Below are 20,641 nucleotides of genomic sequence, written 5' to 3'. Positions count from 1 at the left end.
TCGTACGATGTGCGAGGACCGAAGGAGGGCCGCATGGTCGACAAGCTCGACGCCGAGCTGATCGCGTTGCTGGCCGCCGAACCCCGGCTGGGCGTCTTCGAGGCGTCCCGGCGGCTGGGCGTCGCGCGCGGGACGGTGCAGGCGCGGCTCGACCGGCTACAGCGATCCGGCGTGGTGCGGGACTTCGCGCCGGCCATCGACCCGGAGCTGCTCGGCTACCCGGTGACGGCCTTCGTCACCGCGGAACTGGCCGCGGGGGAGGACGGCGAGGCCGCCGTCGAGCACCTGCGGGGCATCCCCGAGGTGCTCGAGGCGCACACGATCACCGGCGCGGGCGACCTGATGATCCGGGCCGTCGCGCGGAGCAACGCCGACCTGAAGCGTGTGATCGGGCGTATCGTCGGCGCTCCAGGGATCGTGCGCACCTCGACGGTCATCGCGCTGGCGACCGCGATCCCGCACCGCACCGTCCCGCTGGTGCAGGCCGCGGTCGCGGCGGACGACGACGCAACGAAGGAGGAGAACGGGTGATGGATGAGAAGGCGCTGCTGGAGCGCGTGCCCGACGGGCTGTACATCGGCGGGGAGTGGGCGGCCGGCTCGGCCGGGACGTTCCCTGTCTTCGACCCGGCGACCGGCGACCGCATCAAGGAGATCGCCGATGCCTCGCCGGAGGACGGCATCCGTGCCCTAGACGCGGCGGTCGCCGCGGCGGACGACTGGGCGGCCACGCCGGCCCGGCAGCGCGGCGAGATCCTCCGCCGCGCGTTCGACCTGCTGCAGGAGCGGCGCGACGAGTTCGCGCTGCTGATGACGCTGGAGATGGGCAAGCCGCTCGCGGAGGCGAACGGCGAGGTCACCTACGGCGGCGAGTTCCTGCGCTGGTTCTCCGAGGAGGCGGTGCGAATCACCGGTCGGTACGGCGCCAACCCGGAGGGCACGGGGCGGATGATCGTGTCGCAGCATCCCGTCGGACCGAGCTTCCTCATCACGCCCTGGAACTTCCCGCTCGCGATGGCCACACGGAAGATCGCCCCGGCGCTCGCCGCGGGCTGCACGGTGGTCATCAAGCCGGCGGAGCTGACGCCATTGACCACGCTGTACTTCGCCAAGCTGCTGGAGGACGCGGGCCTTCCGGGCGGCGTGCTCAACGTCGTCACGACGACGACCTCCGGGAAGGTCTCCGCGCCGATCATCGCGGATCCCCGGCTGCGCAAGCTGTCGTTCACGGGCTCCACCGAGGTGGGCAGGAAGCTGCTGCAGCAGGCGTCCCAGAACGTGCTGCGCACCTCCATGGAGCTGGGCGGCAACGCCCCGTTCGTCGTCTTCGACGACGCCGACCTCGACAAGGCCGTGGACGGCGCGATGCTCGCCAAGTTCCGCAACATCGGGGAGGCGTGCACCGCCGCCAACCGGTTCATCGTGCACGAGGCCGTCGCCGACGAGTTCGCCCGCCGCGTGACCGAGCGGGTGAACGGCTTGAAGGTCGGCCGCGGGACGGAGGACGGCGTCGCCATCGGGCCGCTGATCAACGAGGACGCCGTCGCCAAGGTCTCGGAGCTGCTCCGCGATGCGGTGACCCGTGGCGCCTCGGTGCTCGCCGGGGGCTCGCGGGTGGAGGGGACGGGCACGTTCTTCGAGCCGACCGTCGTCGCCGACGTGCCGCCGGGAAGCGAGATCCTCCGGGAGGAGATCTTCGGGCCGGTGCTCTCGATCGTCCGGTTCTCTGACGAGGACGAGGCGGTGCGGCTCGCCAACGACACCGAGTACGGCCTGGTCTCCTACGTCTTCACGAGGGACCTCGCCCGCGGACAGCGCATGATCGAGCGGCTGGAGACCGGGATGATGGGGCTCAACGTCGGCGTCGTGTCCAACGCGGCCGCCCCGTTCGGCGGTGTGAAGCAGTCGGGGCTCGGGCGCGAGGGAGGCTTCGAGGGCATCCGCGAGTACCTGAACACCAAGTACACGCTCACGCCCAACCCGTTCGGAGCCTGACATGACCCGCGCAGAGGCGGTCATCGTCGACGCGATCCGCACCCCGTCGGGGCGCGGCAAGCCCGACGGCGAGCTTTCCGACATCCATCCCGCCGACCTGCTCGCCGGGGTCCTGATCGAACTGGTCAACCGCACCGGCATCGACCCGGCCGTGGTCGACGACGTGATCGGCGGATGCGTCACGCAGTCCGGCGAGCAGGCGGGCAACATCACGCGGACGGCGCTGCTGAGCGCCGGCTTCCCCGAGAGCGTTCCGGCCGTGACGGTCGATCGGCAGTGCGGTTCCAGCCAGCAGGCGGCGGCGTTCGCCGCGCAGGGAGTGATCTCCGGCGCGTACGACGTCGTGATCGCCTGCGGCGTGGAATCGATGAGCCGCGTCCCGATGGGCTCCAACGTGCAGGGCGCGTCGCTCGGCGGGGAGCTGGTGCGGCAGCGCTACCCGGAGGGTCTGGTGAACCAGGGCGTCGCGGCGGAGCTGATCGCCGACCGGTGGGGCTTCAGCCGGGCGCAGCTCGATGACTACGCGGCCGAGTCGCACGGCCGCGCCGCCTGGGCGGCGGCGAACGGGGCGTTCGAGGGCGAGCTGGTCGGCGTCCCGACCCCCGACTCGGGGAGCGTCATGGCGGACGAGACGATCCGTCCCGGCACCACCGCGGAGGCGCTCGCCGGGTTGAGGCCGGTGTTCCGCAGCGAGCGGCTCGCCGAGCGGTTCCCGCAGCTGGAGTGGCGCATCACCGCGGGCAACTCGTCTCCGCTCACCGACGGTGCCTCGGCGGCGCTCATCATGAGCGCGGACGCCGCGAAGCGGCTGGGCTTGCGGCCGCGGGCGCGCTTCCACTCCTTCGCCGTCGCCGGCAGCGACCCGCTGTTCATGCTGACCGGCATCCTCCCCGCGACGCACAAGCTGCTCGAGCGCAGCGGCGTCGGGCTCGACGAGATCGACGCCTACGAGGTCAACGAGGCGTTCGCGCCGGTGCCGCTGCTCTGGCGGCAGGAGTTCGGGGCCGACCCCTCCAGACTGAACCCGCGCGGCGGCGCGATCGCCCTCGGGCACGCGCTCGGCTCGTCCGGCACGCGGCTGCTGGCGACCCTGCTCAACGAGGTCGAGGCACGCGGCGGACGCTACGGCCTGCAGACCATGTGCGAGGGCGGAGGCACCGCCAACGCCACCCTCATCGAAGTGCTGCGCTGACCGCGCGGGTACCCCATCCACTCACGATCAGAAGGAGAACCATGCGACTCGACGGATGCTCGGCGATCGTCACCGGCGGAGCGAGCGGACTCGGCAACGCCACCGCGCGGGCCCTCATCGACGGCGGAGCCCACATCGTCATCCTCGACCTCCCCGCCTCGGAGGGCGAGAAGGCGGCCACCGCCCTCGGTCCGAACGCCCGGTTCGTCGCCGCCGACGTCACCGACGAGGCGCAGGTACAGGCGGCCGTCGACGCCGCGAGCGGGATGGCTCCGCTGCGCGTCGTCGTGAACTGCGCGGGCATCGCCACGGCCGAGAAGGTCATCGGGCGCGACGGGCTCATCCCGCTCGAGCACTTCGAGCGCGTCATCCGGGTGAACCTGATCGGCACCTTCAACGTCGTGCGGCTCGCCGCCGCGGCGATCGCGCAGACCGAGCCGGTGGGGGAGGAGCGCGGCGTGATCGTCAACACCGCGTCGGTGGCGGCGTTCGACGGGCAGATCGGGCAGCCGGCCTACTCGGCGTCGAAGGGCGGGGTCGCGGCCATGACGCTGCCGCTCGCCCGCGAGTTCGCGCGGTCGCTCATCCGCGTGATGACGATCGCGCCGGGCATCTTCGAGACGCCCATGATGGCGGGCCTTCCGCAGGCGGCGCAGGACTCGCTGGCCGCGCAGGTGCCGCATCCCTCGCGTCTCGGCAAGCCGGCCGAGTACGCAGCCCTGGTGCGCGCGATCGTCGACAACCCCATGCTCAACGGCGAGACCATCCGCCTCGACGGCGCCATCCGCATGCAGCCCAAGTAGCCCCCAACTCCCCCCGCCCCCAGCTCCCCAGCCGTCAGCTCCTGAGTTCTTCGACCCGACACGCCGTATCCGGGTCGAAGAACTCAGGAGCTGATGGCGTGGGGGCCGGGCTAGACGCCGGAGTGGGCCTCCAGGAAGGCGTAGACGTCGGCGTCGTCGACGCCGGGGAACGAACCCGACGGCAGCGGCGACAGGATGTGCGCGTGCAGCCGTGCGCTCGGCCACGCTTTGCCCGCCCAGCGCCCGGAGAGATCCGCCGGCGGTCGCTTGCAGCACGACTCGTCCGGGCAGCGCGACTCCGCGCGCGCCGTCGTCTCGCGCCCGCGGAACCACTTGGCCTCGTCGAACGGCACACCCACGCTGATCGAGAAGCCGCCTTCCGCGGTCGTCCCGGTTTGCGTCGCGCACCAATAGGTCCCCGCCGGGGTGTCGGTGTACTGGTACAGCTCCGTGGTGCGGTTCGTGTGCGTGAACGCACTGCGCGCGCCCCACTTGCGGCAGACGATCTGTCCCTCGATGGATCCCGTCACATCCGTCGGCAGCGGCAGCCCGTCGTTCTCGTACCCCTTGTAGAGCGCGCCGTCGTCGCCGACGCGGAGGAAGTGCAGCGTCATGTCGAGGTGGCTCGTCGCCAGGTTCGTCAGCCGCAGCGCGGCCGCCTCGTGGGTGACGCCGAACGCGTCGCGGAAGTCCTCGACCGCGAGGTCCTTCTCCTTCTTCGCCTGCTGCAGGAAGCCGACCGCGGCCTCCCGCGGCATCAGGCAGCTCGCGGCGAAGTAATTGATCTCCAGCCGCTGGCGCAGGAAGTCGGCGTACGACTCCGGCCGGGTGTGCCCGAGCAGCCGGTGCGCCATCGCCTGCAGGGCCATCGAGCGGAGGCCGTGGCCGCCGGGGATGGACGCGGGCGGGAGGTAGATCCGGCCGTTCTCGAGGTCGGTGACCGACCGAGCCGAGCGCGGCAGGTCGTTGACGTAGATGAGCTCGAAGCCGAGACGCTCCGCCATCACGCTCACCTCGCGGTGCGTGAGCGCGCCGCGCACGTGCCCGGACGCCTTCACCTGCTGCTCCGCGAGCTCCTCGATCTCGGGGATGTAGTTGTTCTGCGCCCGCATCCGCTCCCGCAGCTCGGTGTTGGCGCGCCGGGCCTCCTCCGGCGTCGCGATCGCCTCGCTGGCGCGGCGGCCGAGCTCCCGGTGCAGCCCGACGAGGGCGCGCAGCGTCTCGGTCGGCGTGCCCTTCGTCGGCTTCACCGCGGGCAGCCCGAGGGACGCGTAGAGCGTGCCGCGCTGCGCCCGGGCGAGTTCGATCTCCAGAGCGGCGCGCTCGTCCGGAGGCTCGGTCGAGAGCAGGTCGGCGGGCTGCACGCCGAGGGCGGCGGCGAGTGCGCTGAGCAGCGAGACCCGGGGCTGCCGCTTGCCGTTCTCGATGAGCGACAGCTGGCTGGGGGCCACGCCCGCTGCGGCGCCCAGGTCGTCGAGGGTCATGCCCCGGCGGACCCGGAAGTGACGGATGCGATGGCCGAGGGTGGCGACGTCGATGTCGCCCGTGTCGACGGTGCTCATGGCTTCACGTTAGCGAAAGATTCGCGATTCTTGCAAGCAAATGGACGGTTCAAGGGTGGGGAACATCCCTGATCCTGGATGTGCAACCGATTCTTTCACGCAAAGGACCCGACATGAGCATCGCCGAGCTTCCGCTGACCGACACCGTTCCCGCCGGCGGCGTCGACGCCGTCCGTGCCTGGGTCGACGACATCGCCGCCCTCACGCAGCCCGACGAGGTCGTCTGGTGCGACGGCTCCCTCGGCGAGGCCGACCGGCTGACCAAGCAGCTCGTCGCCGAGGGCAAGCTGATCCGCCTCAACCCGGAGTGGCGCCCGAACAGCTTCCTCGCCCGCACCGACCCGGGAGACGTGGCGCGCGTCGAGGACCGGACGTTCATCTGCTCGGAGGACGAGTCGGACGCCGGCCCCACCAACAACTGGCGCGCGCCCGACGCGATGCGCGCCGAACTGCGGGAGGTCTTCGCCGGAAGCATGCGCGGGCGGACGATGTACGTCGTCCCGTTCTCGATGGGACCGGTCGGCGGCCCGATCTCGCAGGTCGGCATTCAGCTCACCGACTCCGCCTATGTCGCCGTCAGCCTCGGGATGATGACCCGCGTCACCGACGTCGTGCTCGACCTGATCGACGCCGGGCAGCCGTGGGTGCCGACCGTGCACAGCGTCGGCTACCCGCTGGTCGACGCGGACGGGGTCGCCCGCGAGGACGTGCCCTGGCCGTGCAACCCGACGAAGTACATCGTGCAGTTCCCGGAGACGCGGGAGGTGTGGTCGTACGGCTCGGGCTACGGCGGGAACGCCATCCTGGCCAAGAAGTGCTTCGCGCTGCGCATCGCCTCGGTGATGGCGCGCGACGAGGGCTGGCTGGCGGAGCACATGCTGATCATCAAGGTGACCTCGCCGGAGGGGCGCGTGTTCCACTTCGCCGCAGCCTTCCCCTCGGCGTGCGGGAAGACGAACCTCGCGATGCTGGAGCCGAGCATCCCGGGCTGGACGGTCGAGACCATCGGCGACGACATCGCCTGGCTGCGGCAGGGTCCGGACGGCCGGCTGCGGGCGATCAACCCGGAGGCGGGCTTCTTCGGCGTCGCGCCCGGCACGGGCCTCAGTACCAACCGCACGGCGGTCCAGACGCTGTGGGGCAACACGATCTTCACCAACGTGGCACTGCGCGACGACGGCGACGTGTGGTGGGAGGGTCTGACCGACGAGCCGCCGGCGCACCTGGTCGACTGGGAGGGGAACGACTGGACGCCGGGTTCCGGCCGCCCGGCCGCCCACCCCAACTCCCGGTTCACCGTGGGCGCCGCGCAGTGCCCGTCCATCGCGGACGACTGGGATGCGTTCGACGGCGTGCCGATCGACGCCATCCTGTTCGGCGGACGCCGGGGGACCAACGTCCCGCTGGTGGCGCAGGCCCGCGACTGGAAGCACGGCGTGTTCATCGGAGCGACCATCTCGTCCGAGAAGACCGCTGCCGCCGAGGGTGTCGTGGGCGAGCTGCGCCGGGACCCGTTCGCGATGCTGCCGTTCTGCGGCTACAACATGGCCGACCACTGGGCGCACTGGCTCGAGGTCGGCGAGCAGCTGGGCGACAAGGCGCCGGCGATCTTCCAGGTGAACTGGTTCCGCAAGGGCGACGACGGCCGCTTCCTGTGGCCCGGGTTCAGCGAGAACGCCCGCGTGATCGAGTGGATCGCCCGCCGGGTCGAGGGCACCGCCGGCAGCGTCGGGACGGCCATCGGCCGGCTCCCGATCGTCGAGGAGCTCGACCTCGCGGGCCTCGACCTCGCGGAGGCGGACGTCGAGGCGCTCTTCGAGGTCGACCCCGAGAGTTGGCAGGCCGAGTGCGACCTGACCGAGCAGTTCTTCGACCGCTTCGGCTCCCGCGTCCCGGCCGCCCTCCGCGCCGAGCTCGCCTCCCTCCGCTACCACCTCCGCGCCTGACCCCCCACCGCCCGCTTAAGCCCGGCCGCCAAGCCATCAGCTCCGGAGTTTTTCGACTCGAATCGCACGATTCGGTCGAAAAAGTCCGGAGCTGTTGGCTGGGGAGGGGTCAGACGAGGAGCTGGTGCTTGGCGAGGTCGCGGTAGAGGGGGGTGGATTCGACGAGTTCGGAGTGGGTGCCGGTGCCCACGACGCGTCCGTGGTCGAGCACGACGATCTGGTCGGAGTCCACGACGGTCGACAGGCGGTGCGCGATGACCAGCAGCGTGCGGTCCTCGGCGACGGCGTCGATCGCCTCCCGCATCAGCTGCTCGTTGCGTCCGTCCAGGCTGGACGTCGACTCGTCGAGCAGCAGCACCGGCGGTGCCGCGAGCAGCGCGCGGGCGATCGCCAGGCGCTGACGCTCGCCGCCGGAGAGCATGATGCCGTCCTCGCCGACCGGCGCGTCCAGCCCCAGCTCGCTGCGCTCCAGCACCTCGGTGAGGTTCACGGCGTGCAGCACGTCGGTGCACTGCTGGTCGGTGGCGTCCGGCGTCGCCAGCGTCAGGTTGTCGCGCAGCGAGCCCGCGAGCACGGGCGCATCCTGCTCCACGTAGCCGATCTGCGACCGCAGGGCGACGCGGTCGAGCGAGCGCACGTCCATCCCGCCGAACCGCACCTCGCCGGCCTGCGGGTCGTAGAACCGCTCGACCAGCGCCAGGATGGTGGACTTGCCGGCGCCGGACGGACCGACCAGCGCCGTGCGCTTGCCGCGCGGCACCCGGAAGCTGACCGCGTGGAGCACGCCGCCGGGGTGGAGCGGGCCTTCGCCGCCGCCCGACCCTGCAGCCGCCTCGGCCTCGGCGACCACGTCGGCGCCGGTGAGCGCCTCGAACGCGAGCCTCTCGGGCGACGGCTCCGCGCTCACCGCGGGCGCAGCGACCGCAGGCTCCTCCTTCGCCGTGTCCGGGTAGGCGAACCGCACATCGACGAACTCGATCGCGGGAGCATCCGGGGCGAGCCCTTCGTTGGCGGCCCCGACCGTCAGGGCGAGCGGGGCGAGCTCGCGGTCGCGCTGGTCCTCGGTCGGCAGGTCGAGGATCTCCTGGATGCGGCCGAGCGCGCCGAGCGCCGAGTTCACGGCCGCGATCGCGCCGAACGCCTGACCGAGCGGCAGGATCATCATGAACAGGAAGAGGATGAACGACACCAGGCTCGCGATGGTGATCGCGCCGCTCGCGACGCGGAAGCCGCCGACGCCGAGCACGACCAGGAACGACACCTGCATCGCGATCCCGGCCACCGGGACGACGAGCGCGGAGATCTTGGCGACGCGGATGCCCATCTTCCAGGCTCCCGTCGCGTCCTCGTCGACCGCGGCGATCTCGCGCTCGGTGGCGTTGGCGGCACGGATGGTGCGCACGGAGCTGATGGCGCGCTCCACCGCAGCCGCCAGGTCGCCGACCTTGGTCTGCGCCTTCTGGCTGGCGACCCGGATGCGGCCGGACAGCAGCACCACCGTGACGACCGAGATCGCGACGACGAGCACGGTCAGCCCGAGCAGCACCGGGTCGATGATGAGCATCGCGATGAGGGCGCCGACGAAGGTCAGTGCGCCGCCGATCGCCTCCACCAGTCCCTGGGTGAGCACCGCCCGCAGCAGCGTGGTGTCGGACCCGACGCGGGACACCAGGTCGCCCGTGCGCCGGGTGTCGAACTCGCTGATCGGGAGGCGCAGCATCCGGCCGACCAGCTTGCGGCGCGACGACAGCACGACGCCCTCGCCGGTGCGCTGCAGCAGGTAGTGCTGATAGCCGGAGATCAGTCCCGAGATCACGACGAGCGCGACCAGTCCCCACACCAGTCCGCCGAGCGGCTGCTGCGCTCCGACCGCGGTGATCACCTGGCTCACCAGCAGCGGCTGGGCGAGGCTCGCGGCGGCGCCCAGGATGCTGAGCACCACCACGAAGGCGAGCACGCGCTTGTGTTCGAGCAGGTAGGGCAGCAGCTGCGAGAAGCGGGCGCGGGGGCCGGCGTCGTCGGAGGGGCGTCCGAAGCCGCGGCGGCGGCGCGGTGCGGCGGTGGTGGACGTGCTGGACATGGGGGTGCGTTCCGTTCGGGAGTGAGGATTCGTGCGGGGCGTCGGGCGGCGCTCCGCTAGCTTCGACCGTACTTCTTGTGGACTGCCTGTTTGCTGACACCCAGGGCCAGGGCGATGAGCTGCCAGGTGGCGTTGGCGTTGCGGGCACGGCGGACGGCGACGGCCTCCACGCGGTCGAGCTCGCGGTGCATGCGGGCGATGGCGCGGAGTGCGACGATCGGGTCGTCGGAGTCGGCGTCGCCGGCGAGGGTGTGGAGGGTCGAGCTGTCCATGTCGTCAACCGTAGTTGACGACCAGTCAATGGTCAACCTGGATTGACGTCCTGCCCCCGGCGGATGTCACCGGTCGCGGCTACAGTGCTGAACTATGCCGACGCCCGTCATCGCCGCCCGCGACCTGGTCAAGAAGTACAAAGACTTCCCCGCCGTCGACGGGATCAGCTTCGAGGTCGAGCCGGGGGAGTCGTTCGGGCTGCTCGGCCCGAACGGCGCGGGCAAGTCGACCACGATGCGCATGATCGGGGCGGTCTCCACGCGCACGGGAGGCGACCTCAGCATCCTGGGGCTCGATCCCGACCGCTACGGTCCGGAGATCCGCAGCCGCCTCGGCGTCGTGCCGCAGTCCGACAACCTCGACACCGAGCTCCGGGTGCGCGACAACCTCATCGTCTACGGCCGCTACTTCGGCCTGCCCTCGGCCCGCGTCCGCGCGCGGGCCGACGAGCTGCTCGCGTTCGCCCAGCTGGAGGACAAGGCGAAGGCGAAGGTCGACGACCTCTCCGGCGGCATGAAGCGCCGCCTGACGATCGCGCGTGCGCTCATCAACGACCCGCGCATCCTGCTGCTCGACGAGCCGACCACCGGCCTCGACCCGCAGGCGCGGCACATCCTCTGGGACCGGCTGTTCCGCCTGAAAGAACAGGGCACGACCCTGGTGCTGACCACCCACTACATGGATGAGGCCGAGCAGCTCTGCGACCGCCTGGTCGTGGTCGACAAGGGCACCATCATGGCGGAGGGGTCGCCGGCCGCCCTGATCCGGCGGTACTCCACCCGCGAGGTGCTGGAGGTGCGCTTCGGCTCCGACCGCAACGCGGAGGTCGCCGGGCAGCTGGAGGGCATCGGCGAACGCGTCGAGGTGCTGCCGGACCGCATCCTGGTCTACAGCCACGACGGCGAGGCCGAGCTCGTGCGGATCACGCAGCGCGGCCTCCACCCGCTCACCAGCCTGGTGCGCCGCTCCAGCCTCGAGGACGTCTTCCTCCGGCTGACCGGACGGAGCCTGATCGAATGACCGTCGAGACGCACGAGATGCACGAGGCGCTCGCCGGCGCGCTCCGCCCGCGTCGGTTCGGCGCCTGGTACGTGGCGGAGCACCGCTTCCGCGTGATGCGCTCGTACCTGCAGACGGTGCTCGTCACCGGGTTCGGCAATCCACTGCTCTACCTGCTCGCGATGGGCTTCGGCCTGGGGAGCCTGGTCAGCGCCAACCTCGGCCCGCACGCGGTCGACGGGGTGAGCTACCTCGTGTTCGTCGCGCCCGCGCTGCTCTGCACCGCCGCCGTGACGGTCGCGAGCGAGGAGTTCACCTACCCGGTCATGCTCGGGTTCAAATGGAACCCGACCTTCTTCGGCATCAACGCGTCGCCGATCTCGCCCGGTCAGATCATCGACGGGGTGGTGATCGCGGTCGTCGCGCGGCTGCTCGGCACGTCAGTGGTGTACTTCGCGTTCATGCTGCTGTTCGGCGCCGTCCCGAGCCCGTGGGGGTGGCTGAGCATCCTGGTGGGGACGCTCGGCGGCCTGGCCTTCGGCGCACCGATCATGGCGTACGTCGCCACGCTGGAGCAGGACACCGGGCAGATCGCGATGCTCATGCGCTTCGTGCTGCTGCCCATGACGCTGTTCTCCGGCACCTTCTTCCCGCTCGCGAGCATGCCGTCGTACCTGCAGTGGATCGGCTGGATCTCGCCGCTGTGGCACTCCACCGAGCTCTCGCGGGTCTTCACCTACGGGATGAGCGAACCGCTCTGGCTGTCGGTCGTCCACGTGCTCTACCTGGCCGTGCTCTTCGTCGTGTTCTGGCAGTGGTCGCGGCACATCGCGGGGAAGCGGCTGAACAAGTGACCGCCACCGACGAGCTCCTGACCGCGGAGACGCCGCGCTCGCGGCCGCTGCGCGCTCTCTACGCCGGCAACGCGCGGTCGGTGATGCACCGCGGGTGGTCGGCGACCCGGAGCACCAACTGGCTGGTGATCGTCTCGGGCTTCTTCGAGCCGATCTTCTACCTGCTGTCGCTCGGCTTCGGCTTCGGCAACCTGGTCGGCGACGTGCAGACGTCGTCGGGCCAGACCGTGCCGTACGCCGCCTTCGTGGCGCCCGCGCTGCTGGCGACGGCCGCGATGAACGGCGCCGTCTACGACTCGACGTGGAACGTCTTCTTCAAGATGCACTTCGCGAAGCTGTACGAGGGGATGCTGGCGACCTCGCTGGGGCCGCTCGACGTCGCGCTCGGCGAGATCCTGCTGGCCCTGCTCCGCGGTGCGCTCTACGCCCTCGGCTTCATGCTGGTGATGCAGGCGCTCGGCCTCAACCTCTCCTGGTGGGCGCTGCTCGCGCTTCCCGCGGTGCTGCTGATCGCCTTCGGCTTCGCGAGCTTCGGGATGGGCATCACGAGCTACATGAAGACGTTCCAGCAGATGGACTGGATCAACTTCATCCTGCTGCCGATGTTCCTGCTCTCGGCCACGTTCTACCCGATCACCGTTTACCCGGAGCCGTTGCAGGTCGTCATCAAGGCGCTCCCGCTGTGGCAGGGCGTCGAGCTCGTCCGCGGTCTGACCACGGGCCAGGTCGACGTCGGGATGCTGTGGCACGTGCTGTACTTCGCCGTGATGATCGTGCTCGGCCTCATCCTGACGACCCGTCGCCTGCGCGCCCTGTTCCTCGACTGAGCAGACACCCCGCCGAGTGGTGACTCGTCGTCGCTATCCGGCGCGGATTGCGACATCATGTCACCACTCGGCGGTGCGGATCAGCTGACGTTGTCGGTGAAGTCCACGTCGCGCGTCTCCTTGGAGAGCAGGAGGGCGATGAGGGTGAGCACGCCGGAGGCGGAGAGGTAGACGCCGACCCAGAACGTGCTGCCGTGGCCGAGCGTCCACAGGTAGACCGCGATCGTCGGGGCGACGGCCGCGCCGAGGACGCTGGACAGGTTGTAGGCGACCGCCGAGCCCGTGTAGCGGACGTTCGTCGGGAACAGCTCCGGCAGTTCGGCGCCCATCGGCCCGAAGGTGAGGCCCATGAGGGTGAAGCCGACGATGAGGAGCGCCATGGTGCCGACCGTTCCGCCGGCGAACAGCGGCACGAACAGCAGACCGAACACGATGATGCCGATGGTGACCCAGATCAGCGTCTTCCGCCGGCCGAAGCGCTCGGCCAGGGGGCCGGCGACCAGGGTGAAGACGCCGAAGAACACGACGCCCACGATGAGCATGATCAGGAAGTCGTTGCGGCTGAAGCCGAGCCCGGGCACGAAGGTCGCCGCCGAGAACGTCTTGCCCGCCTTCTCCGCGGCGGCCTGCGCCTGGGCCGGGGTCGCGGCGGCAGTGCCGTAGGTCAGCGTGAATGCGGTCATCAGGTAGAAGAGCACGTACGTGGCGAGCATGATGAACGTGCCGAGAACGATCTGGCGCCAGCTGGTGCGGAAGACGCGCGCGAGCGGCAGCTTGGCGACCTCACCCGTGTCGACGACCTTCTGGAAGGCCGGCGTCTCGACGAGCTTGAGGCGCACGTACAGGCCGACGATGACGAGCACCGCGCTCAGCAGGAACGGGATGCGCCAGCCCCAGGCGGCGAATGCCTCCGGTGCGATGGTGAAGCTCAGGATGAGGAAGAGCACGTTCGCGACGATGAAGCCGATCGGCGCGCCCAGCTGCGGGAAGGTGCCGTAGATCGCGCGCTTGCCCGCCGGGGCGTTCTCGGTCGCGAGCAGCGCTGCGCCGCTCCACTCGCCGCCCAGCCCGAGGCCCTGGCAGAAGCGCATGACGACCAGCAGGAACGGCGCCCAGAACTCCCAGCCCGGCACCTGCGCCGTCGGCAGGCAGCCGATCAGCACGGTGGCGATGCCCATGGTGAGGAGAGAGCCGACGAGGGTGCCCTTGCGGCCGATGCGGTCACCGAAGTGGCCGAACAGGATCGAGCCGACCGGCCGCGCGATGAACGCGACGCCGAACACGGCGAACGAGGAGAGGAGCGCCGTGGTCGGGTCCTCGGTGGTGAAGAACAGCGCGGGGAAGACCAGGACGGCGGCGGTCGCGTAGACGTAGAAGTCGTAGAACTCGATCGACGTGCCGATGAGGCTGGCGAGGATGACGCGTCCGCGGGTGTTCGCGGGGGCGGGGGAGAGGACGGGGGCCGTCGTAGACATGCGTGTGGAGAGCTTCCGGTGTAGCGAGAGAGGTCGCACGGCGTGCGCGGCGTCGGTCGGGCGGAAGCGCGCGGGGGCGGAGGTCGGAGAGCGCTTGTGGCGCACCTTCTACCCTATGCGCGCGCGGTGAGGACGCCGAATCCGCGCGATCGGTAGCCTGGGGGCATGGAAACGCTCTTCGCCGTACTGCATGTCGTCACCGCCGTCTTCATCGTCGGACCGATGGCCATCCTCCCCATGACGGCGATGCGCGCCGTCCGCGCCGGGGACGCCCGCCAGGTCGAGACGCTCGCCAAGTCGACGAACCTGCTCTCGCTGCTCTCGCTCCTCGTAGTGGTGTTCGGGTTCGGCGTGATGGGGCTGGCCGACAAGAAGTACGGACTGAGCGTGACGACGCCGTGGATCCTGTGGTCGATCATCCTGTACGTGGTCGCGCTCGCGCTGACGCTGTTCCTGGTGGTGCCGACCATGCGCCGTGCCGCGGAGGCGCTGCGCGACGGGTCGGCGTCCCGCTACCCGGCGATCGCCGCCGGATCCGGGGTCGCGAGCCTGCTGCTGCTGGCCGTCGTGGTGCTGATGGTCTGGAAGCCGTGAACTAGGGCGCCGTTCGGGTCTTGACCCGGGCGGCGCTTTCTTCTAATTTGTATTCAACAAATAGGTTGATCAAACCGGGAGTTGAGCAATGATGGATGACGGATCTCTCGACCGGGCCTTCGCGGCACTGGCCGACCCGGTCCGGCGGGCGATCGTCGCCCGCCTGAGCCGGGGGCCGGCGACCGTGAACCAGCTCGCCGAGCCGTTCGCCATCACCCTCCAGGCGGTGTCCAGGCACATCAGCGTGCTGGAGTCCGCCGGGCTCGTCTGGCGCACCCGCGAGGCCCAGCGCCGGCCCGTCCACCTGGACGCGGCGGCGCTCGAGCGGCTCACCTCCTGGATCGACCGCTACCGGCTCGAGGCCGAGGCGCGCTACCGGCGCCTCGACGACCTCCTCGCGGAGGGGCAGCAGAACACCGATAAGGAGAGTGCATCATGAGCAACCCCGTCACCATCGAGGCCGTCGAGGGCACCTCGTACGCCGACATCACGCGCGAGTTCGACGCACCGGTCGAGGCCGTCTTCCGCGCTCACGCCGACCCGGAGCTGTACGCCCGGTGGATCGGTCCGCGCCGGCTCGTCACGACGATCACCGACTGGGACTTCCGCACCGGCGGCCGCTACGCGTTCGAGCAGCGCGACGAGGACGGCTCGGTCTACGCCTTCCGCGGCGTCATCCACACCGTCATCGAGAACGAGCTGCTCATCCAGACGTTCGAGTTCGAGGGTGCGCCGGGCGAGGTCAGCCTCGACCGGCTGCGGTTCGAGCCGCTGCCCGGGGGGCGCACCCGCCTGGTCGGCCGGTCGGTGATGACCTCCCGGGAGGCCCTCGAGGGGATGATCGCGAGCGGCATGGAGTACGGCGTGCGCGAGGGCTACGAGAAGCTCGACGAGCTGCTCGGGGAGGGCTGAGCCATGACGCGCATCGTCGCAGACATCACGATGTCGCTCGACGGCTTCGTCACCGGCCCGAACGCCGGTCCCGGCAACGGACTGGGCGACGGCGGCGAGCCCCTGCACCGCTGGGTGTTCGCGGGCGACCCCGAGGACGAACGCATCCTGAAGGAGGGCACGGAGCGGTCGGGCGCCGTGATCATGGGCCGGTCGCTCTTCGACGTGATCGACGCGCCGGACGGCTGGAGCGACGACCTCGGCTATGGCGCGCACGAGGTCGGCAGGCCGCCGTTCTTCGTCGTGACCGGCACGCCGCCCACCGAGGTGCGGCTCTCCGGGCTCGACTGGACGTTCGTGACCACAGGGCTGGCGGACGCGATCGAGCAGGCGCGCACGGCGGCCGAGGCGAGGTCCGCGGCGACCGGCCGGGACGTCGACGTGGTGCTGATGGGCGGGGGAGCGCTCGTGGGCTCCGCCGTGTCCGCCGGGCTGGTCGACACGCTGGGCCTGCACATCTCGCCGCTCATCCTCGGCGGCGGCACCCCGCTTTTCGCGGGAGCCGTGCGCCACGAGCTGGTGCAGCGATCCGTCGTCGTGACGCCGCACGCGACGCACGTCCTCTACGACGTGAGTTGATTCGCACCTGGGTGACGTGACACGCCGCCGCACCGAAGGCGGCGACGGCGTGTCACGTCCACTAGAGCGCGAGGTCGGTGCGCGCGCGCAGCTCCCGGATGGTGATGGCGGTGGCGAGGGCGGCGTGCGCCGCCTCCGCTCCCTTGTCCTCCTTCGAGCCGGGGAGGCCCGCGCGGTCGATGCCCTGCGCCTCGTCGTCGAGCGTGAGCACGCCGAAACCGACGGGCTTGCCGGTGTCGAGGGCGACCCGGGTGAGCCCGTCGGTCGCCGCCGCCGAGACGTACTCGAAGTGCGGGGTCCCGCCGCGGATGATGACGCCGAGCGCCACGACCGCGTCCGCGCCGGCCTCCAGCGCCGCCTTGCTCACGACGGGCAGCTCGAAGCTCCCGGGGACGCGCACGAGCGAGTACGACGCGCCCGCCTCGTCCAGCGTGCGCGTCGCGCCGGCGATCAGGCCGTCGGTGATCGTCTCGTGCCAGGTGCCCGCGACGATGACGACCTTGAGGCCGCTCCCGTCGATCCGCTCCTGCGTGCTGGGCGCTCCCGCACCGCTCATCGTGTCGTCCTTCCCGCCGCGAGGTCCGCGGCCGTCTCCTCGGACGACACCGCGTCGATGTCGCCGATCGCGTGACCCATGCGGTCGCGCTTGGTCTCCAGGTAACCCTCGTTGAAGGCGCCGACGCCGACGACGAGCGGCACGCGCTCCTCGACCTCGATGCCGTGCTCCTCCAGCTGGCGCACCTTCTCGGGGTTGTTGGTCAGCAGGCGCACCGACTCGATCCCCAGGTCCTGCAGGATGGCCGTCGCCGCTCCGTAGTCGCGCGCGTCGATCGGGAGGCCGAGGGCGAGGTTCGCGTCGAGCGTGTCCAGGCCCTCCTCCTGCAGCTTGTAGGCGCGCAGCTTGTTGATCAGGCCGATGCCGCGCCCCTCGTGCCCCCGCAGGTAGACGACGACGCCGCCCTCGCGCTGGATGGTGTCCATCGCGGCGTCGAGCTGGGGGCCGCACTCGCACTTGAGCGAGCCGAACGCCTCCCCGGTCAGGCACTCCGAGTGGACGCGGACCAGCGTGCCGTCGCGCTGCGGCGTCCCCGCGACGATGGCGACGTGGTCGGCGCCGGTCATCCGGTCGCGGTAGGCGCGCATCCGGAAGGGCCCGTGCGTGGTCGGCACGGTGGTCTCGACCTCGAAGATCACCCGGGAGGTCTCGGGGATGGGCGTCACCGTCTCCAGCGGCTGGTCGCAGTGGAACTCCTGCAGGTAGTCGATGAGCGCCTCGATCGTGACGACGAGCACGCCCTCCCGCTGGCCCAGCTCGATCAGCCCGGGCAGGCGCATCATCTCGCCGTCGTCCGCGACGATCTCCGCGATGGCGCCGACCGGGGTCATGCCGGCCAGCTTGAGCAGGTCGACCGCGGCCTCGGTGTGGCCGTCGCGCTCGCGCACGCCGCCCTCGACCGCTCGCAGCGGCAGGATGTGGCCCGGCCGGTGCAGGCTCGACGGCGTCGAGTCGAGGTTCGCCAGGACGCGGAGGGTGTGCGCACGGTCGGCGGCGCTGATGCCGGTCGAGAGGCGGTCGGCCGCGTCCACGCTCACCGTGTAGTTCGTGCCCCGGGAGTCCTCGTTGTGCGCGACCATCACGGGCAGTTCGAGGCGGTCGGCGATCTCGTTCGTCATCGGCGCGCAGATGAAGCCGGAGGAGTTCTTCACCGTCCAGGCGATCCACTCCTGGCTGGCGAGCTCCGCCGCGAGCACGACGTCGCCCTCGTTCTCGCGGCTCTCGTTGTCGACGACGATGACGGGACGGCCGGCGCGCAGCTCCGCCAGTGCCTCGGGGATGGTGGCCAGACTCATGACGCACTCCGTTCGGTCAGCCGGGGTTCGAGCGCGAGCATGCGCTCCACGTGACGGGCCAGGATGTCCGTCTCGATGTTGACGCGGTCGCCCGCGGTGAGGGCGCCGAGGGTGGTGGCGGCGAGCGTCTCGGGGATGAGCGACACCTCGAACCAGCCGTCCTCCCGGCCGCCGCCGACGTCGCTCACGGTGAGCGAGACGCCGTCGATCGCGATGGAGCCCTTCCGGGCGACGAGCGGCGCGTGCTCCGGGTCGAGGCTGAAGCGCAGGACGCGCCAGGCGCTGCCGTCGGCGACCGAGAGCACGGTCGCCGTGCCGTCGATGTGGCCCTGGACGATGTGGCCGCCCAGGCGGTCGCCGACCTGCGCCGCGCGCTCGAGGTTGACCCGGCGTCCCGGCCGGACGCCGTCGAGGGTGCTCATGGCGAGGGTCTCGGCCATCACGTCCGCGGTGAAGGTCTCGGCGTCCTTGCCGATCACCGTGAGGCAGACGCCGCTGACCGAGATGGAGTCGCCGTGGCGGGCGTCGCTGACGGCCAGCGGTCCGCGCACGGTGACGCGCGCGGCGTCGGCGGTGCGGTCGACGGCGGTGACTTCGCCCAGCTCTTCGATGATTCCGGTGAACACGGTGATCAGACCTCCTCGGTCTCGGGGAAGATGTCGGCGCCGGCCACATCGGCCGGGTCGGTGCCGGCGGCGCGGGGCGCTCCGGCGGGAACGGGAACGGCCCGGATGAGGAGGTCGCCGCCGAGCCGTTCGACGTCGAGGATGCGCAGCCTCCGCTGATCGCCGATGGTCTCGACGCCGATGTCGCCGAGCGCGAGCCGCGGGCCGCCGAGCAGCGTCGGCGCCAGGTAGACCGCGTACTCGTCGGCCAGCCCCGCCGCGACGAACGCGCTGGCGAGAGTCGGGCCGCCCTCGACGTAGACCCGTCGGAACCCGCGCTGGTGCAGGTCGGCCACGACCGCCTGCAGGTCGTGGGTGCCCTCGAAGATCACCGGGTTGGGGTGGCGGAACACCGCGGCGTCGTTCGGGATGGCCCGGGTGCCGACGACGACCGGCGTCGGCTGGGTGCCCAGCAGCTCGCCGGCGTCTCCGCGGGCGGTCAGGCTGGGGTCGTCGGCCAGCACCGTCCCGGTTCCGACGACGATCGCGTCGGAGGCCTCGCGCTGCTCGTGCACGCGCTGGCGTGCGGCGGCGCCGGTGATCCACTTGCTCGTCCCGTCGGCGGCCGCCGCCCGGCCGTCGAGGCTGCTCGCCCACTTGACGACGATGTACGGGCGCCCCAGGCGCGCGGCCGTGAGCCAGTCGCCGAGGAACCGCTCGACCTCGTCGCGCAGCACGCCGTCGACCACCTCCACGCCGGCCTCCCGCAGCCGCTCGGCGCCCCCGCCGGAGTGATGCCCCGGATCGTCGATGGCGTAGACGACGCGCGAGACGCCGGCCTCGATGAGGGCGACGGAGCACGGGCCGGTGTGGCCCCAGTGGTTGCAGGGCTCGAGGGTGACGACGGCGGTGGCGCCGCGCGCTGCCCCCGCCGGCAGCTTGCCGAGCGCGTCGACCTCGGCGTGCGGGGTTCCGACACCACGGTGCCAGCCCTCGGCCAGGACGTTCCCCTCCGCATCGAGGAGCAGGCAGCCGACCCGCGGGTTCACGCCCGCGGCGGGACCGTTCGCCGCCAGCTGCAGCGCCGTGCGCATGGGGGCTTCCCACGTCATCCGGTTGCCATCCTGTCTCTCGTTCGAGACGTGTCGCCGGGGTCGCGCGGGCGTCGGCCCATGCGGGCCGCCCACCGTGCTGCCTCCCATCCGGACTGAGCGGCAGGCTCTCGCCTGACGCATTACCGTCGGTGCCGGAATTCCACCGGCTCAGCAGGACGCTCTCGCGTCCCGCTCGCGGACTGTCACCGCCGGTTCGGACTCTCACCGACCCCGGAGCACGTGTTTCGTTGTCGAGTGTAGATCAACGCACTGAGCGCCCGCCTATTCCCGGGGGTATTCCCGTCACAGAGATTCACCACCGCGCGCTCGGTGCTGCTGGATGGGCGGCGTACACCCATGAGGCCCTGTGTGGCCGCGCGTCTCATGACCGGATGCGCAGCCGCGCGTCGGTGTGCGGAGGAGATCGTCGGTCACCACCTCCAGTTGTAGTCGTCGCGGGTCCGCTTCGCCGTCGGGAGAGGGCTGTCTGAGCCCGCGTCGTCGTGGACGGGGCGGACAGGTCTGAGGTGTCGGTGGTCGCTGCGGGTTCGGTGTCGTCTGCGTCGTCGTGGAACTCGCGGAACAGCTCCGTCGAGTCGAGGGGAGTGGTGTCCTCGTGGAACTCGCGGAACAGGTTCGACGGGTCGGTAATCGCTGTGGCGGTTGTCTGGTTTTCGGTGTCGGCTCGGCCCTGTCCGGGGGACGACCTCGACGGGGAGGGCGTGTATGTGGGCAGCTGGTCCAGCCGCTCCTGCATCCCTTCCTCCGCCCAGTCGTCGATGGAGGGGTGCGCGGAGCACTCGGTGTAGACATCGATGGCGACAAGGCCGGTGGAGGCGTCGAGCCCGTAGTAGACGCCGTCCGGTCGTGTGGCGCGGAGGAGAACCGACTGCTCGCCGCTGGGGTCGGTCCAGTCGACGGTTCTGGTGACGGTGAAGCCTTGGCTTTCCCAGTAGGCGGTG

Annotated in this window: 20 protein-coding genes, 1 pseudogene and 1 riboswitch; of the genes and pseudogenes, 12 read left to right on the top strand and 9 right to left on the bottom strand. The window is 70.9% G+C overall.

The window, feature by feature from the left end:
• Positions 1 to 33: 33 nt before the first annotated feature.
• The 4 genes from HNO83_RS00685 to HNO83_RS00670 are packed head-to-tail and all read left to right on the top strand — an operon-like array spanning position 34 to position 3,989.
• Positions 34 to 531, top strand: a complete 498-nt coding sequence (locus HNO83_RS00685) for an Lrp/AsnC family transcriptional regulator (protein WP_175335584.1) — start codon at positions 34 to 36, stop codon at positions 529 to 531.
• Positions 531 to 1,994 carry an NAD-dependent succinate-semialdehyde dehydrogenase gene (locus tag HNO83_RS00680; RefSeq protein WP_175335583.1) on the top strand — a complete coding sequence of 488 codons (1,464 nt, stop codon included), beginning with the start codon at positions 531 to 533 and terminating at the stop codon, positions 1,992 to 1,994. The genes HNO83_RS00685 and HNO83_RS00680 overlap by 1 nt, the downstream gene beginning before the upstream one ends.
• A 1-nt stretch (position 1,995) precedes the next feature.
• Positions 1,996 to 3,186, top strand: coding sequence for a thiolase family protein (locus tag HNO83_RS00675; protein ID WP_175335582.1), 1,191 nt, complete (start codon positions 1,996 to 1,998; stop codon positions 3,184 to 3,186).
• Between the two features lie 41 nt (positions 3,187 to 3,227).
• Entirely contained in the window at positions 3,228 to 3,989 is a 762-nt protein-coding gene (locus HNO83_RS00670; RefSeq protein WP_175335581.1) for a 3-hydroxyacyl-CoA dehydrogenase, read from the top strand.
• Positions 3,990 to 4,099: 110 nt separating this feature from the next.
• On the opposite strand, the gene HNO83_RS00665 is transcribed toward HNO83_RS00670, so the two are convergent.
• The gene (locus tag HNO83_RS00665) at positions 4,100 to 5,551 is read right to left on the bottom strand and encodes a helix-turn-helix domain-containing protein (protein WP_175335580.1); all 1,452 of its coding nucleotides are present in this window, start codon (positions 5,549 to 5,551) and stop codon (positions 4,100 to 4,102) included.
• Between the two features lie 113 nt (positions 5,552 to 5,664).
• Here HNO83_RS00665 and HNO83_RS00660 point away from each other — a divergent pair, with 113 nt between their 5' ends.
• Positions 5,665 to 7,497 (top strand): phosphoenolpyruvate carboxykinase (GTP), encoded by a 1,833-nt coding sequence (locus tag HNO83_RS00660; protein ID WP_175335579.1) that lies wholly within the window; start codon positions 5,665 to 5,667, stop codon positions 7,495 to 7,497.
• Positions 7,498 to 7,606: 109 nt separating this feature from the next.
• On the opposite strand, the gene HNO83_RS00655 is transcribed toward HNO83_RS00660, so the two are convergent.
• Positions 7,607 to 9,577 carry an ABC transporter ATP-binding protein gene (locus HNO83_RS00655; protein ID WP_175335578.1) on the bottom strand — a complete coding sequence of 657 codons (1,971 nt, stop codon included), beginning with the start codon at positions 9,575 to 9,577 and terminating at the stop codon, positions 7,607 to 7,609.
• A gap of 56 nt (positions 9,578 to 9,633) precedes the next feature.
• Positions 9,634 to 9,849 carry a hypothetical protein gene (locus HNO83_RS00650; RefSeq protein WP_175335577.1) on the bottom strand — a complete coding sequence of 72 codons (216 nt, stop codon included), beginning with the start codon at positions 9,847 to 9,849 and terminating at the stop codon, positions 9,634 to 9,636.
• Between the two features lie 94 nt (positions 9,850 to 9,943).
• Between HNO83_RS00650 and HNO83_RS00645 the strand changes: the two genes are divergently transcribed.
• From HNO83_RS00645 to HNO83_RS00635, 3 genes are read left to right on the top strand one after another with little or no spacing between them, the layout of a single operon-like run.
• Positions 9,944 to 10,870, top strand: coding sequence for an ABC transporter ATP-binding protein (locus HNO83_RS00645; protein ID WP_175335576.1), 927 nt, complete (start codon positions 9,944 to 9,946; stop codon positions 10,868 to 10,870).
• Positions 10,867 to 11,703, top strand: a complete 837-nt coding sequence (locus tag HNO83_RS00640; RefSeq protein WP_249776397.1) for an ABC transporter permease — start codon at positions 10,867 to 10,869, stop codon at positions 11,701 to 11,703. The genes HNO83_RS00645 and HNO83_RS00640 overlap by 4 nt, the downstream gene beginning before the upstream one ends.
• Entirely contained in the window at positions 11,700 to 12,530 is an 831-nt protein-coding gene (locus HNO83_RS00635) for an ABC transporter permease (RefSeq protein ID WP_175335575.1), read from the top strand. Before HNO83_RS00640 ends, HNO83_RS00635 begins: the two co-directional genes overlap by 4 nt.
• A gap of 80 nt (positions 12,531 to 12,610) precedes the next feature.
• Here the strand turns inward: HNO83_RS00635 and HNO83_RS00630 are convergent, their stop codons facing one another.
• A complete protein-coding gene (locus HNO83_RS00630) occupies positions 12,611 to 14,005 on the bottom strand; it encodes an MFS transporter (protein WP_175335574.1) in 1,395 nt (464 codons plus the stop codon).
• Between the two features lie 165 nt (positions 14,006 to 14,170).
• Here HNO83_RS00630 and HNO83_RS00625 point away from each other — a divergent pair, with 165 nt between their 5' ends.
• From HNO83_RS00625 to HNO83_RS00610, 4 genes are all read left to right on the top strand, one after another.
• On the top strand, positions 14,171 to 14,599 hold the full coding sequence (locus HNO83_RS00625) for a DUF2269 family protein (protein ID WP_175335573.1): 429 nt from the start codon (positions 14,171 to 14,173) through the stop codon (positions 14,597 to 14,599).
• An 88-nt stretch (positions 14,600 to 14,687) separates the two neighbouring features.
• Entirely contained in the window at positions 14,688 to 15,038 is a 351-nt protein-coding gene (locus HNO83_RS00620; protein ID WP_217498547.1) for an ArsR/SmtB family transcription factor, read from the top strand.
• The gene (locus HNO83_RS00615; RefSeq protein WP_175335572.1) at positions 15,035 to 15,511 is read left to right on the top strand and encodes an SRPBCC family protein; all 477 of its coding nucleotides are present in this window, start codon (positions 15,035 to 15,037) and stop codon (positions 15,509 to 15,511) included. Before HNO83_RS00620 ends, HNO83_RS00615 begins: the two co-directional genes overlap by 4 nt.
• Before the next feature lie 3 nt (positions 15,512 to 15,514).
• Entirely contained in the window at positions 15,515 to 16,129 is a 615-nt protein-coding gene (locus HNO83_RS00610) for a dihydrofolate reductase family protein (protein WP_175335571.1), read from the top strand.
• Positions 16,130 to 16,190: 61 nt separating this feature from the next.
• On the opposite strand, the gene ribH is transcribed toward HNO83_RS00610, so the two are convergent.
• From ribH to HNO83_RS00585, 5 genes and pseudogenes are all read right to left on the bottom strand, one after another.
• Positions 16,191 to 16,685: a 6,7-dimethyl-8-ribityllumazine synthase gene (ribH, locus tag HNO83_RS00605; RefSeq protein WP_175335570.1), complete on the bottom strand. Its 495-nt coding sequence runs from the start codon at positions 16,683 to 16,685 to the stop codon at positions 16,191 to 16,193.
• Positions 16,682 to 17,980: a GTP cyclohydrolase II gene (gene ribA, locus HNO83_RS00600; protein ID WP_175335569.1), complete on the bottom strand. Its 1,299-nt coding sequence runs from the start codon at positions 17,978 to 17,980 to the stop codon at positions 16,682 to 16,684. The genes ribH and ribA overlap by 4 nt, the downstream gene beginning before the upstream one ends.
• Entirely contained in the window at positions 17,977 to 18,606 is a 630-nt protein-coding gene (locus HNO83_RS00595) for a riboflavin synthase (RefSeq protein WP_175335568.1), read from the bottom strand. Before HNO83_RS00595 ends, ribA begins: the two co-directional genes overlap by 4 nt.
• A 5-nt stretch (positions 18,607 to 18,611) precedes the next feature.
• On the bottom strand, positions 18,612 to 19,697 hold the full coding sequence (gene ribD, locus HNO83_RS00590; RefSeq protein ID WP_175335567.1) for a bifunctional diaminohydroxyphosphoribosylaminopyrimidine deaminase/5-amino-6-(5-phosphoribosylamino)uracil reductase RibD: 1,086 nt from the start codon (positions 19,695 to 19,697) through the stop codon (positions 18,612 to 18,614).
• A 72-nt stretch (positions 19,698 to 19,769) separates the two neighbouring features.
• A riboswitch (FMN riboswitch) is annotated at positions 19,770 to 19,923 on the bottom strand.
• Positions 19,924 to 20,061: 138 nt separating this feature from the next.
• Positions 20,062 to 20,641, bottom strand: a pseudogene (locus HNO83_RS00585) (hypothetical protein); the annotation flags it as partial.

This window comes from Leifsonia sp. C5G2, from assembly GCF_013359685.1.
In the GTDB taxonomy this organism is placed as follows: domain Bacteria; phylum Actinomycetota; class Actinomycetes; order Actinomycetales; family Microbacteriaceae; genus Leifsonia.
The sequence above is the reverse complement of the archived record's forward strand: the minus strand, read 5'-3'. Positions and strand labels throughout refer to the sequence as shown.